Source organism: Pseudoalteromonas marina (assembly GCF_000238335.3).
Lineage (GTDB): Bacteria > Pseudomonadota > Gammaproteobacteria > Enterobacterales > Alteromonadaceae > Pseudoalteromonas > Pseudoalteromonas marina.
Window position 1 is genome coordinate 1,203,729 of record NZ_AHCB03000005.1, and the last position, 18,044, is coordinate 1,221,772.

Genomic DNA, 18,044 nt, shown 5'->3' on the forward strand with positions numbered 1-18,044 from the left:
ACTATGATCATACACATTAAACATTGGCTTAAATGTAGCCCTCATCCTTTTGCAAAATCACTTTTTCAATTTGCAAAAACGATTCGCAATCCACAAATGATTGTTATCCCGTTTTTTCATTCATCGCTTTATTTTGTTCATCAATTTTTAAAACAATTTATACATGAATTTTTACGTATCACTTATTTTACGCCCCTTTTCAAAAGCCAAATTAAAGGCAGTAAAAAGCAGCTTTATTTATATTCAGGTATGCCGCAAGTGCTGGGTGAGCTTAATGTTGTGTGTAAAAACAACGTGAGAATGTCGGGTATTTCTACCTTTTGCGGGCGGGTAGGAGGGCAAACAACACCCACACTAACCATTGGTAACAATGTGGATATTGGTTGGCAAAATGCGTTTTCGGTAGGACGTACCATAACCCTTGAAGACGACGTTAGGTTAGCAGGGCGTGTATTTTTAGCGGGTTTTCCAGGGCACCCAGTTGATTGTGAACGAAGAGCCCAGGGGCAAAGTGATGATGAAAACCAAATTGGCGATATTATTATAAAGCGCGGGGCATGGCTTGGCACCGGAGTAACAGTGCTTGGGGGCGTTACCATAGGTGAAGGGGCGATTATTGGCGCAGGTAGTGTTGTGACTAAAAACATACCCGCCTTTAGTATTGCTGCGGGCAATCCAGCGAAAGTAGTTAAATACATAAAGGAATCATAATATGAGATTTGTTGTTTTTGCAGAGGATTGGGCAAGCCACCCCAGTAGCACTCAGCACCTATTTGCTGAACTGGCTAAAAATCATGAAGTACATTGGGTCAATTCAATTGGTATGCGAAAGCCAAGCCTTAAATTAAACGATTTAAAACGTGTATTTAATAAGTTAAAACAATTATTTAGCGAATTAAATAGCGCAACCATTGAAACGCCAGAAGCACTGCACGTTTACAAGCTCCCCGTATTGCCTTGGCATGACAACGCATTAGTAAAACGTTTCAATAAGTGGGTGTATTCTCAATACTTTAAAAATATTGATGATGAGCCTATTATTTACTGGTTAAGCGTGCCCACAGCCGAATATTTAATTACAAAACAAAAACGCGATAGGTTAATTTATTACTGCGGTGACGATTTTAGTGCATTGGCCGGCGTTGATGCGTCACTTGTTGCCCCTTGTGAAAATAGCTTGATACGAAACGCTGATTTAATTTATGTCATCAGTGCGTTTTTAATGAACAAAATGCCTAAGCACAAAACAAAAATGTTAAGCCATGGTGTTAGTTACGATTTGTTCACCTCTAAAAGTGAAATTGCACCAGAGATAAGCCACTTAGATGGCCCCATTATTGGTTTCTATGGCAGCATCAATGCGTGGTTAGATATTGCATTACTCACTGCTTTAGTCGCGCAGCGACCCAGTTATCAGTTAGTGCTTGTTGGCGATATTGTGGGGCCTACTGCGCAGTTGTTGCAATTTAAAAATGTAACGCACATTCCTGCAATTGAGCATGCTCGGTTAGCGAGTTTTTCCACACATTGGAACGTGTCTGTTTTACCGTTTGTTAATAACGAGCAAATTAGAGCGTGTGACCCATTAAAGCTTAAAGAATATTTAGCGGCAGGAAAGCCTATTGTTGCTACCGATTTTCCCGCAGTAAAACAATATAAAACAGAAATTTTTATTGGCAAAACGCATGATCAATTTATTAATAAAATTGATGAAGCCGTTAGTTTAAACACCATTGAGCGCAGCACCCTAAAATTATCGCAACAACAATTAGCAAAGAACCACAGTTGGGAGTCAAAAGCGCTAAAAGTGCAACAAGACTTATTTATTTTAAATCACGCTGTGTAGCGTGATTTTTTAAACCAAAACCCTCTAACATGTCATTTAATTAGGCCTTTGAGAGCTGAGTCTCAAAAGCCTGATCCCCGCTAATAAACTGCTTATTTTTATTAAATTCACAACAGTTGGCGCACCCTGTGCAACACCTTATGTATAGCGCGATATTTGCAGTTTAAATTATTAATTTGCAAACAAACGCCACATTTCGCATAGCAATATGCAAATAGATAGGTAGGGATTATGTTAGTTAGAGAGCAAATAAAACGATTACTTTACTTAACCTTGTACGCTGTATACACACGTGCAAAGTTATTTGTGATCCCACTTTTAGTGGTGCCTTTTGTCATTATATTGCTCACAGTGACTGCACAAAAAAAATATATCAATCATGCCACTATTTTAATAGAGGAGTCAGCATTACTTAACCCGTATCTTGATGATTTATCTTTTTCATTTGATTTATCTAATCGGATGGCAGCACTTCGTACACTCGTTATAAGCAGGAAGGTACTTATTGCAGTAGCAAAAGAAACGCAATTAGTGCCAGAAAATGCGACGCCTGCGCAAATAGAAAAAATTCACCAAGAGTTATCTCAGGCATTGTCTTTGTCGTTGGTAGGGGATGAGCTGGTACGGGTTAATTTTATATGGCATGAGCAAAGTAAAATGAAACTGGTGCTTGAAAAAGTAGTCGAGAAGTTTATAGAACGTTTACTTGCGCCCACCCGAGCATCGCTTGATAGCTCTGAGCAGTTTTTTTATCAGCAGCTGAACAGCATTCGTGATGAGCTTGAATTATCTGAAGAGGCACTTGCTGCCTTTAAATCAACAAACAGCAATACCTTGCCGGCTGTGCTGCACAGTAACCGTCAAACGTTTGATAAATTATTGAGCGATCAACAACAAAAAACAATTGTACTGTCGGGTGCGCAAGCAAAATTAAAAGCACTGGCTACTAAAATGGGCCAAGCAAACCCAATTTTAGGGCGTATTGAAGAAAAAATTATTGTTGCGGAGTCAGAGTTAAGCTTTTTAAAAACACGTTATACCGAAAAACACAGTAAGGTTACTTCAAAAAAACGAGAGCTACAAAGTATACGTAATCGCCAGCAATCACTATTAGAGAGCGCAGAAGACTTAGACCCCACCAATATTGAACAGCTATGGCAAATGGCAAACACACTGCCTAGTGGTAAAGACAATGAAAGCAGTGTTCTGGTTTCGCAAATTCTAAAATTAGAAGAGGCCAAAAATGAAGTAGCTCAACACCAACAAGAGTACGACATGCTAGAGCAACAAGTAAAACTCGTTGGTGAAAGGCTATTAGTAACCAGTGATGTAGAAAAGCAGTTAAGAAAACTAGAGCGAGATTACGATGTTAAACAATCGCTTTATAAAGATATGTTAAGCCGTTATGAAATGGCAAAAGTGACAGGCAAATTGGTTAAGTACGAAGGGCCAGATAAAGTAAAAACCATTGAACGCGCCTACAGTCCAACGCAGCCAATTAATACGTCGATAGTCGCATCCATTATTGTGGGTATTATTTTAGGTGTGTTTACAAGTAGCACAATTGTGTTTGTAGCGACCTTATTTGACAGCCACTTAAAAGATATTCAAACCATAGAAAAACTATCTTCTTTAGAGGTAGTTACCATTTTACCTATTGTTAAAAATACACCTGTAGATTTGGTGTTTAGCTCAGCGATTAACTCTATTGAACAGGGGAAATAATATGAACGTTTTACATCTAGTTCAGCACTTTAAAATAGGTGGCCTTGAAAAAATGGCCGTCACGCTAATGCAAAAAAGCCAATTTGCAGACTCAAGTGTGGTTGTATCACTTGAAGGAACGTTGGGCGAGGCTGTTGAAGGTTGGCCACAATTAGCATCGTTTGAAGGGCGGTTAATTTGTCTAAATAAGCCTGCAAAGTTTGATATGAATACGGTAAGCAAACTTACCGAGGTTATTAAAAAGTTCAATATTGATGTAATACACAGCCATCACATAGGGCCAATGTTTTATGCAAGTATGGCATGTATACGCAATAGACGAGTTAAGCATGTATCGACTATTCATGACGCTTGGTATTTAAAAAGTTTTAAGCAGCGTTTAATTACTAAAGTGCTTAACAAATTGACAAAAATTAGTTGGGTTGCTGATGCGCAGGTAGTCGCTAACGATTTTTATAATGAAACAGCTATTCAAACCGATAAAACAATACTCAATGGTATCGATTTTAAACAATTTGTTTGCGGGGATGAACCAAACGCCCGTAAGGAACTGCATTTACCGCAAGATATTAACTTAATTGGCTGTTCAGCGCGGTTAGAGCCAGGGAAAGGGCATTTTGCATTATTAAGAATTCTTAATTCATTGCCCATTTATACAGAACTTGTATTTGCTGGTAGCGGTAGTTTACATGCTGAATTGGTGGAGTATGCCACAAAGCTTGGCATTAAAGATCGCGTTCATTTTTTAGGTAATGTACAAAATATGCCGCTATTTTATTCAGCAATTAATGTGATGTGTCTGTATTCGCAGCGTGAAGGGTTACCGCTATCTATTTTGGAATCAATGGCGTGCGGAAAAAGCATTGTTGCTACCGATGTAGGCGGAATTAAAGAGGTACTAACCAGCGAGCAAGGCGTGCTCGTAAAGCCTGGTGATGAGGTTGGGCTCAAAAAAGCGCTGATTGAAGCCATTTATATAAAACATGGAGAGTGCATTCGTCAGCACGTATTTTCAATCGCAAGTGCTACAAAAATGAGTGCAGAGTACGACCACTTTTACAACGGTATTACATCGTGAGGAAAATATAATGACTTATTTATTAATAATATTAGCGGTGTTAATTGCGTTAGTTATATACCACCACGTGGGCTATGTAGCACTTTTAAAGTTATTTAGTCATGGTAAGCGTAAGCGATTAATTAGTGCAAAAAATACCAAAGCAACCACCCATTTTGGTATTTTGATTTGTGCCTACAATGAGCAAGATCACATTAAAGAAAAGTTACATAATTTGGGCGCCATGCTTTACAACACAGATATGTATGCGATTCATGTATACCTTGATGGTTGTACAGACAAAACATACGAAGAAGCGATGCTTGCCCAGGCTCATTTAGCAACACAACACGTTGAGTGCCATTTGCACTTTAATAAGCATAATCGTGGAAAGGCACATGGTATTAACGAATTAATTAAGCTAACCAAAACGAATTACGATGTTTTATTGTTTACTGATGTAAGCGCGTTATTAAGTATTGATGTACTGAATAATATTGATGCTGATTTTAAAGATAAAAAAATTAATGTTATTACCGGGGTGTATGTTTTAGATGAACAAGCCACACAAGAGCAAAAGCATTACTGGCAATATCAAAACAACGTTAAAAGTATGGAGTCATCTTTAGGGGCGGTGATTGGTGTGCCAGGTGCGATGTTTGCCATTCGTTCACAGTACACAGATTTACTGGATGAAAGTGCCATTAACGACGACTTTATTTTATCAATGAACGCATTAAAAAATGGCGGTAAAGCAATTGTAGATAAAAACATTAATATTGTTGAAAGAGAGTGTGATGAACAAAGTCACGACTATGCAAGACGCGTAAGGTTAGGCGCAGGTAATTGGCAGCAAATAAAAGTGCTGTTAACGCTTTTTAACCCTAGGTTGGGCTGGGTGAGTTTTAACTTTATTTCGCACAAAGTACTACGGGGTATTATGCCGTTGTTGCTGGCTTTAATTTATGTTTTGCTTTTTTCAATGGCGCTGTTTTCAAATGTTATGCTGGCAAAGTTAGGTTGTGGGGCTATTGCGTTACTTCATGGTATTGAACTGACTAAAAGGGTTTTTAGTATCACGACTAAAATACCTGTTGTAGATAAGGTTAACTATATTCTTAATGCCTATTTTTTAGCGTTATGGGGCATTATTAAATATGAAAAAGGCGATTACAAAAGCCACTGGCAGCGTGTGCATACAGGCAATAGCGAACAAAACGGTGCCATTAAGTGTGTTAAACGCGGTATTGATATATTTGGCTCCGCTTTAGGTTTAATTGTGTTGTCGCCTGTTATGTTATTGGTTGCACTAACAATAAAGCTAACTTCACGCGGGCCTGTGTTATTTAATCAGCTAAGAGTGGGTGAGAGCAGTGACAGCTTTGTTGCATTGTTTAATGTGCTTAAATTTCGTTCTATGGTTGTAGATGCTGAAGTAAAAAGCGGTGCAGTATGGGCATCTAAGGACGATCCTAGAATAACGCCAGTGGGTAGGTTTATTCGTAAAACACGGCTAGATGAATTACCGCAGCTGTGGAATGTGTTAGTAGGGGATATGTCATTGATTGGGCCGCGCCCAGAACGCCCCATATTTTATTCAAAACTAGAAAAAGATATTCCTTATTTTTCACAACGCACTTATGGCATAAAACCGGGTATTTCAGGGCTTGCACAAGTAATGAATGGTTACGATGAAAGCATTGATGATGCAAGAAACAAAATAGGCTGGGATTATGCCTATATGCTAAGTACGTCATCACCTCGTAGCTGGTGTTACATGGAATTGACCATACTATTTAAAACCCTTGTTGTTATTTTTACTGGTAAAGGCCAGTAATCAAGCATTGCATAATGCAATAGGATGTTTCAGTCTTAATTGCATTATGCTCTAACTTCCCTTTCAACTATATACCCTCCATTAAAACCTATTAATTATCAGTGATTTAAAGTTGGTTCGTTTCTTGTATTAGTAATAGAGAACTTTACTCACTAATAGGTAACTACCATGACTAATTTAGCCAATTCACAAGAACAAACCGTAATTTCGCTTCCTGCTGATTTTTCAGGCTTTACCGTAGACGGATTTAAAGATGAATTTGAAGGGTTAGTGGGAACAGACACTAATTTTATTATTTTAGACTTTTCAAAAACAGAGTTTATAGATTCGTCTGGTATTGGCGCAATTGTGTTTTTATACAAACGAATTGAAAAGAAAAACCACCAACTTTCTTTACTTAATGTGACGGGTCAGCCTTTCAAGTTAATGAACTTGTTAAGAGTAGATAAAACAATTCCATTTATTGATTCAATCTAACAGTTTAAGGAGAGGGATATGAAAGCACACATTTTTATTATCATTACTTTATTTTTAAGTGGGTGTGCTTCTTGGCCTGATGAAGGACAAGGAGGTTGGGCAGAAAAGTACCAAAACTACCCGTTAGATGATGAGCAAAAAGATTTAAATTACACACAGCCCGAAGAGGTGGTTCGCAGTGAATTTGAACACTTAGTGCTAAAGCTTGAGCTGTTAAAGTCTCAAGACATTAAAGCCTGTATGCCAGCACAATTGTTAAAAGCACAAATATACGAAAACCGTATACGCAGACTTATTGCAGCTCAAATGTGGGAAGATGCAGAGCACGACTTACTTATTCATTATCATGGGCTTAACCAGTTAACGCAGCATTTTGATACTGTACAAAAGTTAACTCAATGTGCGGTGGTTAAAGAGAATAAACCTGCTTTATTTAGCGTTAAAAAGCAAATTACCGATTTACTCAATAGTGATAATCAATTTGCGTTCAAGGCGTTTGAGATCACACCTAAATACGCAGTCAGGCTTGCTCAAGCAGCTGATTTAGTTAAAGAGCTTGAAAGCATTTCTATATTGCTAGTCGGTCATACCGACTCGATGGGAGAAATGGCCATCAACTATGAACTTGCGTTAAAACGCGCTGAAACGGTTAAGCATTGGTTAGTGGTTTATGGTGTGCCAGTGCAAAGTATTACAACGCTTACTCAGGGCAGCTTAAAACCTTACAGCGATGAGCCACAAACCGACTCAGTGCGTCATTCAGACCGCCGTGTAGAGGCCATAGTACTTGACGCCAACACCAATAATTTACAGGACAATAAAGCTAAATCGTTAGTGAGTTGGACCAAAATTATTAAAAGTAAGCAGGAGTAGGTTATGAGATATTTACTAACAATCGCATTATTACTTTTTTCTTTTCATGCTTTCGCAGCGACTAACGCTGATGACGATACGGTGCAGGTAGGCAATAAATTATTTTTGTATATTCCTGGAGAAGTCGATTTTGATAAAACCTTTGAAGTTGACAACAAAGGGCAAATTAATTTGCCCGAGGTTGGGCAATTTGTTGTAGCTAACAAAACTATTTCACAAGTTGAGCTAGAGCTTACTCCAGTGTTAGGTGGCTTATTTGTAGCAATGGATGACTTTTATGTAGAGATACGTAGCAGAGATATTTTTATTAATGTTATGGGCTACGTTAATACGCCATCGCAAGTGAGCATTCCTGCAGAAGGTAATATCCAAATGGTGATTTCGAAAGCAGACGGTTTAAGACCCGGGGCTCAGCTAGATAGATTGCAAATAAGACGTGGCGAAGAAATTATTGAGTTTGATTACAAAGCGTACCTAGATTCGGGCAATATTAGCTTATTACCTGCGCTTAAAAGCCAAGATACCGTATTTGTGCCCGTTTCACCGTTACTGGGTAATGTGCAAATAGACTTTGATGCCCAAACACTCAGTGCAACTGGAGATGCCAACGACGGTAATGCAGTGACTATTTTAGGCGAAGTACATAACCCGGGAAGTTTTTCATACAAAGAAGAAATGACTATTTTAGATGCACTTATGCGCGCTGAAGGGGTTACGCGTTATGCCGATGTTACTAAAATTAGGGTGATTGTAGATAAATCGCCGGTTATTTTTGATTTAAAAGCGTATTTAGATAAACCATCAGGTAGCACTATGCAGTTATTGCAGCCGGGTTCGACAGTATATGTGCCTATTATGGTTGATGATGTAAACACGACTTCTCGTACCGTTTATATTATGGGTGAGGTTCAAAAACCAGGTGCTTATGAAGCAGCAGACAGTACCAACTTTTTGGATATTTTAGCGAATGCTGGTGGCCCAACTCGATTTGCTGAAACCCGCCATATAAAAATACTAACGCCAGAAGGGGAAAGCATTTTATTTGATTTACAAGGCTACAGTGAAGGCATGGTAACCACAAAAGTGCCCGACTTAAACCCAGGCGATGTTATTTTTGTTCCAGAAAAAACAGACGTCAATGAAAAAAGCTGGCTTAAAATTCCGACCAAACGCGCCATTAAAATAATTGGTGCTATTACTTCTCCGGGCAGGTATGAGTGGAGTGATGAAATGGACTTTACCGATTTATTAGCACACGCGGGCGGACCTACCAAAGGCGCTAATATCAACGATATAAAAATACTTAGAAACGGTGATGTAACCCAGCGTTTCGACCTTGAAAAATACACCATAACAGACGGTGAAACACCATTGCCAAACCTAGTGGCCGGAGACACTGTCATTGTAGAGGAACTCCCCGTTGACCCTGCTGATAATAAATCGCAGTGGATACGTCAAGAGTCAAGCAAGTCTATTTATATTATGGGGCAGGTTGGTTCACCTGGGCGTTATTCGTTCAACGAAAACATGCATTTTATCGATATTTTAGCGGCTGCTGATGGCCCAACAGGGACTGCAGATATTCGTAATATTAGAGTAACTCACAGAAACGGTAATAGAGCTAAAGTGAGTAAGTTAGATTTAGCGATGTACTTTGAAACCGGTGACGAAACATTATTTCCTAATGTATTACCAGGAGACACTATTTTTGTTCCAGAAAAAAATAAAGACTGGCTACGCACACCTAAAGAACGCGTAGTACGCATTATGGGGGCGGTGCAAAAGCCTGGTAGATATAACTTTGACGACACAATGAGCATTTTAGATGTATTAGCTGAGGCCGGCGGCCCTTCAAACTCTGCACTCATTGATAAAATAGTTGTGGTTAATCATTCTTGTTGTAAAGAGCAATCAAGAGTGTTTGATTTAGAAGCCTTTATTAAATCGCCAAACTCAGCAAATATTCCAGTACTTAGAGCAGGGGATACATTATATGTTCCTGACAAAGGGCAAGATTTACTAAGCCAGTTTAAAGAAAATTTCCTCGATGTAATTACCATACTTGCGTTAGTGGTGGGCTTATGAAATTAATACCAAGTCAATATCATGAGTTAGAAGTGATATGTAATACCATGATTGATAACGATGCGCGATGCGTTACATTTATATCTTTATGTGGGGCTGAGGGGGCATCTACCGCATGTGTGAGCGTTGCAAAACGCTTACAAAGCCAAAATAAGTCGGTGCTTATCATTGATTTAAACCCAATTAATACATTTAACCCAGATGATAAGTTACCCGACACGTGCAGCCCGTGGCGCTTTGATGATATTTCGTGCCAGTTAGGTGTTACCAATTACCAAGAAGTAAATTTGCTCACTATTAAGCATTTAGCAGCTATTGAGCCTGCTAAAAACAAGCATGTGTTAAATGACGCGATAGCTCGCTTAAAACAAGAGTATGACTATATTTTAATAGATATGTCGCCGGCATTAAAACTAAACAGAAACAATGTACCGCTTCATTCACTAAGTTTGTGTAGTGAATTAACCTTTGTAGCCGTGGCACTTGGTGTAAATGACGAGGAGTCATTATGTAAAGGTATAAAAGAGCTAAAGCAAGCCGGTCATAGCAATATTAAATTACTAATAAGCCAACATAACTTTGCTCCACTGGGGGAGCGTATTATTAGTGTTTTAAATAAGCATAAAAACAAATGGCCTAAATTATGTAACAACCTTAAGTCGAAAATTAATAAACAAAGGTGGTTGTTCGAACACCATTGAGGGCAATATGGATATTTTATTTGAAAGACGTTTTGAATTGCTTTGGCCAACGCTTAGCGAGATCAGATTGGTTCTTAAGCATGTTTTAAGAGCACTTAACGTAAAAAAAGATGAAGTAGATGCTGCGGGTTTAGTTGCAACTGAATATTTAACTAATTTGATAAGGCACAACGAGGGATCAGAACAGCATATTTTTTTGCGCATAAGCCAAGCGCATAACGATGGTTATACACTCACATTTATTGATGAGCTTACGCCTTACAATTTATTTGAAAAAAATAACTCTCAGTGGAAACTAGGCTCAGGTAATTTGGTTGAAGGTGGTATGGGAGTTGAACTGATTCGCCACTACTTCAAAGAGGCCGAGTACGTATCAGATAAAGGTAAAAACTATTTTACTTTCCCACTAGAGCACATAGATAAACGACCCACAGTTATATACGTTGACGATGATGTTACCCAGCTCGCACTTATGAGCGCCTATTTAAAAGATCACTTTCAAGTTGTTCCTTGCGAAAGTATTGAAGCCGGCTGGCAAGCAATTTTAACTGCCGATGCACGAATATTGCTGCTGGACCACAAGCTAAAAAACGGAACGTGTGAGCCACTTTTAGAAAAGCTCAATCAGTCGAATTTAAAGTCACAGTTATCGGTTGTTATGCTAACAGGTGACGATAGCGAAGAAGTAATAAGTAAAATTAATCGGTTAGGTGTAGATGACTATTTAATTAAGCCAGTTAAAAAAAATAAACTGCTGCAGAGCATTGAACGAGTAACACACCGTTTTGCTTACTTATCGTATCAAACAACTTTTGAATCTACACCGTCTAAAATTCATTTACAAAATGATAAAAGCGCGCATCTTTTTGGGTCTATTAGCTTGGGAAACGGTGGTGACTTTTTTATGCCCATTAATGATGAGTGCAGTGCATTTGTGCTTGGCGATATGATGGGGCATGGCTTGCAAGCGCTTAAAGAAAGTTTTGCGATTAAAGGGTTTATAAGTGGTTTTTTGGCCACCGGTTTGCCTTATCAAAATATGTTAGCGGCGCTTAATAACGCTTTGTATAAGCAGCAACTTTGTAAGTCTAGTTTAGTCACGCTTGTTATTTGTTTTATTGAGAACAATAAACTATTTTGGTTAAATGCCGGGCACCCGCCGCCAGTTGTAATACTCAATAATGGCAAAGTACACCAATTAACAGGCACAGGACCACTGTTGGGCCTGTCAAAAGAGCATAACTACACACTATACGAAGCAGGGCTTGACGATGTTGAACATATTTTGTTGTACACCGATGGCTGGACTGAAAATCGTTTCACCGATAAAGATGAGATAGGTGAACTAACTAAAATTATTCCTCAAGATTGCAAAACGTCTGAAGAGTTTGCACATTGCTTGTGGAAAAACTCACAAGTTACCCTTTCTAAAGAAATTGACGACGCATCATTAATTATAATTAACTGAGTTTGCATTACTTGACACTTTATAGCTATATTAAAGGCATATATTCTATCTGTTTGAATTTATGGCAACTTGCCAACTGAGACGACTTTATGCCACCTACAGTTCTAATCGTTGAAGATACGCAGTCTTTAGCAATGATGTACCAATCCTACTTATTACCAACGGGTGTTAATACACTTGTGGCAAGTGATGGCCAAACGGCCATGGATATAATTAATAAGGTTCCCCCCGATTTAATTGTACTTGATGTTATGCTGCCAGATATGAATGGACTTGATATTTTAGCGACATTAGAACCCGATAACTCGCCTCAAGTGGTTGTATTAACTGGTCATGCAACAAAAGAAATGGCTATTCAGGCAATAAAACTAGGCGCGAGCGACTTTTTAGAAAAGCCAATAGAAGCAGACCGCTTTAGAATAACGGTTAACAACGCGCTTAAAATTAAAAACTTAAAGCAAACCGTTACTCAATACAAAAACAAATACGAAAACGGAAAGTACTTTGATTTGATTGGCAGCTCAAAGCAAATGCAGTCTGTTTATCAAATTATAAGTTCGGCGTCTGCCAGTAAGGCCACTGTTTTTATAACAGGTGAAAGTGGCACGGGTAAAGAGTTGTGCGCACGAGCTGTTCATCAAGCGTCTAATAGAGCGAATAAGCCTTTTGTAGCCTTAAATTGTGCAGCAATACCAAAGGATTTAATTGAAAGTGAAATTTTTGGGCATTTAAAAGGGGCGTTTACTGGCGCCATTGCTAATAGAGTAGGTGCTGCAGGGCAGGCTAACGGCGGGACGCTGTTTTTAGATGAATTGTGTGAGATGGACATTAATTTGCAAAGTAAACTTCTGCGATTTATTCAAACAGGGAGCTACCAGCAAGTGGGTAGTGAAAAAGAAGTAAAAGTTGATGTTAGATTTGTTTGTGCAACTAATAAAGACCCGCTTATTGAAGTTGAAAACGGCCGTTTTAGAGAAGATTTATATTACCGACTCCATGTTATTCCTATCGAGCTGCCACCTCTAAGAGCGCGCGGAACAGATATTATTGAAATTGCCGAAGCCTTATTTGTAAAATTAGCGTTAGAAGAAAATCATCCTTATAAAAGTATTTCAGAAGGCGTAAAACAGTTGCTTATGCAGTACAGTTGGCCAGGCAATGTAAGGCAGCTCGAAAATGTGATCCGTAATGTATTGGTACTTCATCCTGAACAATATATTGATACCGATATGATCCCCGCATTACCGGTCAGTACAAAAACGCAGGCGCAACACACGCCAATTATTACTGAGCAGCCAGTAAGTACTGAAACACCCGCCTTTGATATGGCAACATCACAAAGCGAAGTTAAACCCCTATGGCTTGCAGAAAAAGAATACATTGAGCACGTTATAAAAATATGCGTGTCGAATGTGCCTAAGGCTGCATCACTGCTCGATGTCAGCCCTTCTACACTTTACAGAAAAATTAAAAGCTGGGAAGAGCTCGAGTAACTTTATGTACCTGTGTAAGCTTTTTGCAAGAGCAAAAATTGTTGTTTTCCCGAAAATCGCTCCTCAAGGATGTTATACGCGTTATTGATAATTCTTTTAGTCTGTTCTTCAGGAAGTAAAAGCAGCTTTTCGACCTGATATTGGCAGTGCTGTGCATTAGCTTCTAACATTAAAAAACCTGTTTCATCGTGTTTGATAATGCTAGGAATGGCACCAACAGCACTGCTAATTATAAACTTTTGCTCAGAAATAGCCTCAAGCAATGCCATGGGAAGTCCTTCTTCCCTAGAGCAAATGAGCAACACATCAATTTTGCTCCATATATCATTACGTTCAACAAGGCCATGATACTGAAGATTGCGTAAGTTCGGTACCTCACCTTTTAATGGTCCATCTCCAAAAATATGAAACTTAATGTCTAAATCTTGCTGCATGTTTTCAGCTAATCTACAAAATATATCCGGTCCTTTTTCAAAAGATAGTCGCCCCACAAAACCAATATTTAAGGTTTTATTATCACACCGATTAAAGTGACTGTTAGAAGAGTTTATTGCGATGAAGTTTTCGAGCAAAGTGGCGTTTCTTAATGATGCTTTTATTTGCTCTGATACGGCAAAATTGGTCGATAATGGAGAAAGTAATTTATCTAGCTTATTGTAAATTTTTAACTTACCGGTACCCGCTTCGCCAGCATGATAGGTACTAATACAGCGATGCTTTGTTACTTTACATGCTAAACGGCCAAATATTCCTGCTTTGTAGCCGTGGGTGTGAACAACCGTTTTTGAGTCAAACGTTTTTAACTTTTTAAGTAAGCTGCTTAAGTTTCCTTTTAAAAATTCATACCTTATATTTTCTTTATTAAGCAGAGCATAAAATGCTTGATTTTTATGATCCTCATAAAACATAATGTTATTGCTAATGCGGTTTTGAGTAAGAAGCTTTGAAAGTTCAACGAGGTGTGTTTCTATACCACCGAGCATCGAAGAGTCGACAAATAAAACAACGTTGTAATCCATAACTGACCCCAAAAGATATATATGATTAATTACTCAACAATTGAACAGCTCAAAAGTGATGTAGGCAACGAGTTAGCAGTAGAGCTGCTAAAAACGTTTATAAACGAATCTAAAAAAACAATTGATATTTTGATCAATACACAAAACCTCAGTGAAATTGAAATTAGTGCGCATAGTCTTAAAAGCAGCGCGTACAGTTTTGGCGCTTCGGGTCTTGGAGACACGTGTAATTCAATCGAGTCCATTGTAAAAATTGAGCATAGCGCTGAGGAGCTCAACAGTTTGTTAAAAATAGCTGATGAGCAAAGCGCAGAGACGTTTAAACAGCTAGAATCCATTATCCAAAATATTTAAAAATGATTACTCAATTGAATGGGCATTTTTAGTAATCCAGAAAACACATTGTTTAGCTCATCTATGTCATGCAAATGAGCCCTGTTCTTAATGATGTTTTTGCTGCCCTGTAATATTTCTTCAATTGCAGAAGGCGGAATGCTCAAGTCGTACAACTTAAATCCTAGTTGCTCTGCAAGCCAATCCACACCAGCGGTTTGGGTGTTTTTCATTACGCTTTTTTCTTCTTTTGAGTTTTCAATAAAAATACGACACGCCGATGTTTTTTGAATAGCTGCCGCTATATCATTAACTAAAAATGCGGGTAAAATACTTGTGATAATGCTGCCTGGGCCAATAATAATTAAGTCGGCTTCTAAAATGGCGTTTACACAGCCCGGACCTGCAGGAACATTTTTTGATAGTGATACACTTTTAGGTAAAGAAGTCAGTGAATCAATTTCACATTCGCCCATTACTTTTTCATTGTTATTCAATTCAGCAACAAGGTCAGTGGGTACTTCTGTCATGGGTAAAACGGTTTCTGTATTGCCAAGCATAATATTAAAATGCGCAATGGCTTTGGTTGCAGATCCGGTCAGCTCCATTAAACCAAGTAGTGTTAAATTACCTAAACAATGATCAGCAAGTTGCCCTTGTGTAAATCTATGTTCGTAAATTGCGTTGAACGTAGATTTTTTACCTGCAAGCTGCAAGCAGCAACGGCGTATATCTCCAAGCGCAATGGTTTCTTGTGAAGCTCTAATTTTACCTGTGCTACCACCATTGTCAGTGGTTGCGACAATAGCGGTTATATTACTACTCATTGGCTTAATTGCGCTTAAAACCTGAGCTAATCCGTGTCCGCCACCAATACACACTATTTTCATTTTTGAGCCTTTGTATTTTTATTTATTTCACATGTAAGCTGCATTTATTATTCCAAAAGTTTTATAACAATTAACATGATGATTTATATTGTTTTTTAATCTATATTTAATTGAGCAAGGCCCGTTTAAAATTTCTCTTTTGCAAAACGCGATGCATATTGATGAGGAAAATGAGTGTGAATAAAACAGAACATCTGTGTGTATCTGAATTACAAAAACATTTAATAGATTTAGCTAATTGTGAGTACGGCGCTGATTTGTTGAATCTGTTGAGATCGGTATTTGAGTCAAGGCTTAAATATACTGACTGTATAATCATCAATAGTTACAAATATAGGTATTACGAGACAATAGCGACCACGAATGACCAGTTTAGTGACAAAATGTGGTCTGAGTGTTCTTTGTTTACACAAACAGCTGAGCACGGTTATGTTATATGCCAATACCCTCAACAAATTGAAGAGCTCGAGTTTTCGATTTTATATTCAATTCAAACATTAAAACTAAAAAATTCTTTATTGTTTAGTGTGAACACACAATTTGATAAAGGCATATTTATTTTTACAAATGTAGATGCACAGCAGTGCGAACAACTTGTTAATTCAGACACAATAAAAATATTGTTGCAGCAGGCGTTTTTTACGTTAATAAGTCAAATTAAGTTAGCTAAACAAACGGACAAAGCTTTATCGCTTATACATAAATTTACGACACTCTCTAGCCTATTTAAAGAGTATGGGTCAGAGTGGTTTTGGCGATTAAACCCGCTAATGGTATTTGAAAGTATTAATAATATTGAAACTATAGGGAATGTGTACGATCAGCTTTTTATTGGTCATAAAATTGAACACATCATTACAGATAATGAAAAGCAAAATACAGAAAAATGGCAGCAATTTAACCAGCTAATTGATGACCGTGACGATTTTCATAATTTTGAATTTGAGATTGAAGCCGATAAAAATTTTTGGGTCATATTAAGCGGTAAACCTCTTTATAATAAGTTAGGACACTTTTTGGGTTACATGGGGCTTGCAAAAAATATTACTACTTCTAAACAGCGCGAGTTTGAACTTCAGGCACAAACCTTAAAGGCAGAAGAAGCAAGCCAAACAAAATCTAAATTTTTGAGTGTGATGTCTCATGAAATTAGAACACCTATTCATGCCGTTATGGGTATGATTGAGTTACTACTTGATACAGAGCTTAGCCCCGAGCAACAGCAACTTGTTAATTATGCTAACTCTAGCACTGAGATCTTATATGGTCTAATAACTGATGTGCTCGATTTTTCAAAAATCGAATCAGGCACGGTTTCATGTCTAAAAAAACCATTTGATATAAAGCTACTAACTGAAAATATAGTAGGGCAGTTTAATATTATTGAAAAGTCAGATGATATTCTTTTTACAACGCACATCGATGAAAGCATCCCACAATACGTTGTTGGAGATCAGTACCGATTAGGACAAGTATTATTTAACATAATGAGTAACGCGTTTAAGTACACAACACATGGTCAAATAAATTTAAATGTAGTTTTACAAAATGAGCAGCTCGTTATTGAAGTGAAAGACTCGGGTATTGGTATAGCTAAAAAGCATTTAGATTTAATTTTTAAGCCATTTAGCCAAGTGAATGACAGCATAAACCGCAAAAGTGAAGGGGTTGGTTTAGGGTTAAGTATTTCAAAAAATTTATTGGGCATAATGGGAGGAGACATAACAGTAGATACCCAGCTTGGCTTAGGTAGTACGTTTACTATTTCTATTCCATTTGAAGAGGCCCACACAAGCGATATTGTTGATAATGTAATTTATACACAATCGGCACTGGCTATTTTAGTCGCTGAGGATAACAAAACAAATCAAGTCCTTATTAAGGCGTATTTAGAAAAGCTAAATCATAAAGTTACGCTTGCTAATCATGGGCGTGAAGCGATTGACTTATTTTCGCGTAAAAAGTTTGATTTAGTATTAATGGATATCATGATGCCTGAAATGGATGGTTTAACAGCAGCAGAATATATAAGAGATGAATTAGTCAGCGATGTACCAATTTACGCATTAACCGCTAATGCAGAAAAAGATAATAAAGCATCCTGTTTTAAGGTGGGAATGAATAAGGTGCTTACTAAACCAATTAAATTTCAAGAACTCGAAGCTGCTTTAAAAGGGGTATTTCCACGTTGAAATAACGTAATTGATGTGTAGACACTATAAAAAATAGAACTTAGGATA

15 protein-coding genes are annotated in these 18,044 nt (G+C 37.9%); 13 read left to right on the forward strand and 2 right to left on the reverse strand.

Annotated features, from left to right (window positions below; genetic code table 11):
- The first annotated feature begins 3 nt into the window (after positions 1–3).
- From PMAN_RS05630 to PMAN_RS05680, 11 genes are all read left to right on the forward strand, one after another.
- Positions 4–711, forward strand: coding sequence for an acyltransferase (locus PMAN_RS05630; RefSeq protein WP_010556341.1), 708 nt, complete (start codon positions 4–6; stop codon positions 709–711).
- 1 nt (position 712) lies between these two features.
- Complete coding sequence (locus PMAN_RS05635) at positions 713–1,846, forward strand: glycosyltransferase (protein WP_010556342.1); 1,134 nt, start codon at positions 713–715, stop codon at positions 1,844–1,846.
- 231 nt (positions 1,847–2,077) lie between these two features.
- Positions 2,078–3,571 carry a GumC family protein gene (locus PMAN_RS05640; RefSeq protein ID WP_010556343.1) on the forward strand — a complete coding sequence of 498 codons (1,494 nt, stop codon included), beginning with the start codon at positions 2,078–2,080 and terminating at the stop codon, positions 3,569–3,571.
- Position 3,572: 1 nt separating this feature from the next.
- Complete coding sequence (locus PMAN_RS05645; protein WP_010556344.1) at positions 3,573–4,649, forward strand: glycosyltransferase; 1,077 nt, start codon at positions 3,573–3,575, stop codon at positions 4,647–4,649.
- A 10-nt stretch (positions 4,650–4,659) separates the two neighbouring features.
- Positions 4,660–6,465, forward strand: coding sequence for a sugar transferase (locus tag PMAN_RS05650; RefSeq protein WP_010556345.1), 1,806 nt, complete (start codon positions 4,660–4,662; stop codon positions 6,463–6,465).
- A gap of 168 nt (positions 6,466–6,633) precedes the next feature.
- The gene (locus tag PMAN_RS05655; protein WP_006792900.1) at positions 6,634–6,942 is read left to right on the forward strand and encodes an STAS domain-containing protein; all 309 of its coding nucleotides are present in this window, start codon (positions 6,634–6,636) and stop codon (positions 6,940–6,942) included.
- An 18-nt stretch (positions 6,943–6,960) separates the two neighbouring features.
- Entirely contained in the window at positions 6,961–7,815 is an 855-nt protein-coding gene (locus tag PMAN_RS05660) for an OmpA family protein (RefSeq protein WP_010556346.1), read from the forward strand.
- 3 nt (positions 7,816–7,818) lie between these two features.
- The gene (locus PMAN_RS05665; RefSeq protein WP_010556347.1) at positions 7,819–9,900 is read left to right on the forward strand and encodes an SLBB domain-containing protein; all 2,082 of its coding nucleotides are present in this window, start codon (positions 7,819–7,821) and stop codon (positions 9,898–9,900) included.
- Positions 9,897–10,601 carry a P-loop NTPase family protein gene (locus PMAN_RS05670; protein ID WP_010556348.1) on the forward strand — a complete coding sequence of 235 codons (705 nt, stop codon included), beginning with the start codon at positions 9,897–9,899 and terminating at the stop codon, positions 10,599–10,601. The genes PMAN_RS05665 and PMAN_RS05670 overlap by 4 nt, the downstream gene beginning before the upstream one ends.
- A 7-nt stretch (positions 10,602–10,608) precedes the next feature.
- On the forward strand, positions 10,609–12,069 hold the full coding sequence (locus tag PMAN_RS05675) for a SpoIIE family protein phosphatase (protein WP_010556349.1): 1,461 nt from the start codon (positions 10,609–10,611) through the stop codon (positions 12,067–12,069).
- A gap of 89 nt (positions 12,070–12,158) precedes the next feature.
- Entirely contained in the window at positions 12,159–13,562 is a 1,404-nt protein-coding gene (locus PMAN_RS05680) for a sigma-54-dependent transcriptional regulator (protein WP_010556350.1), read from the forward strand.
- A gap of 2 nt (positions 13,563–13,564) precedes the next feature.
- Here the strand turns inward: PMAN_RS05680 and PMAN_RS05685 are convergent, their stop codons facing one another.
- The gene (locus tag PMAN_RS05685) at positions 13,565–14,581 is read right to left on the reverse strand and encodes a glycosyltransferase family 4 protein (protein WP_010556351.1); all 1,017 of its coding nucleotides are present in this window, start codon (positions 14,579–14,581) and stop codon (positions 13,565–13,567) included.
- Positions 14,582–14,602: 21 nt separating this feature from the next.
- Between PMAN_RS05685 and PMAN_RS05690 the strand changes: the two genes are divergently transcribed.
- On the forward strand, positions 14,603–14,935 hold the full coding sequence (locus tag PMAN_RS05690; protein ID WP_010556352.1) for an Hpt domain-containing protein: 333 nt from the start codon (positions 14,603–14,605) through the stop codon (positions 14,933–14,935).
- Here the strand turns inward: PMAN_RS05690 and PMAN_RS05695 are convergent.
- A complete protein-coding gene (locus PMAN_RS05695; protein ID WP_010556353.1) occupies positions 14,932–15,804 on the reverse strand; it encodes a gluconeogenesis factor YvcK family protein in 873 nt (290 codons plus the stop codon). The two genes, PMAN_RS05690 and PMAN_RS05695, sit on opposite strands and share 4 nt — an antisense overlap.
- Before the next feature lie 176 nt (positions 15,805–15,980).
- Here PMAN_RS05695 and PMAN_RS05700 point away from each other — a divergent pair, with 176 nt between their 5' ends.
- Positions 15,981–17,996, forward strand: a complete 2,016-nt coding sequence (locus PMAN_RS05700; protein ID WP_242032456.1) for a response regulator — start codon at positions 15,981–15,983, stop codon at positions 17,994–17,996.
- Positions 17,997–18,044: the final 48 nt, after the last annotated feature.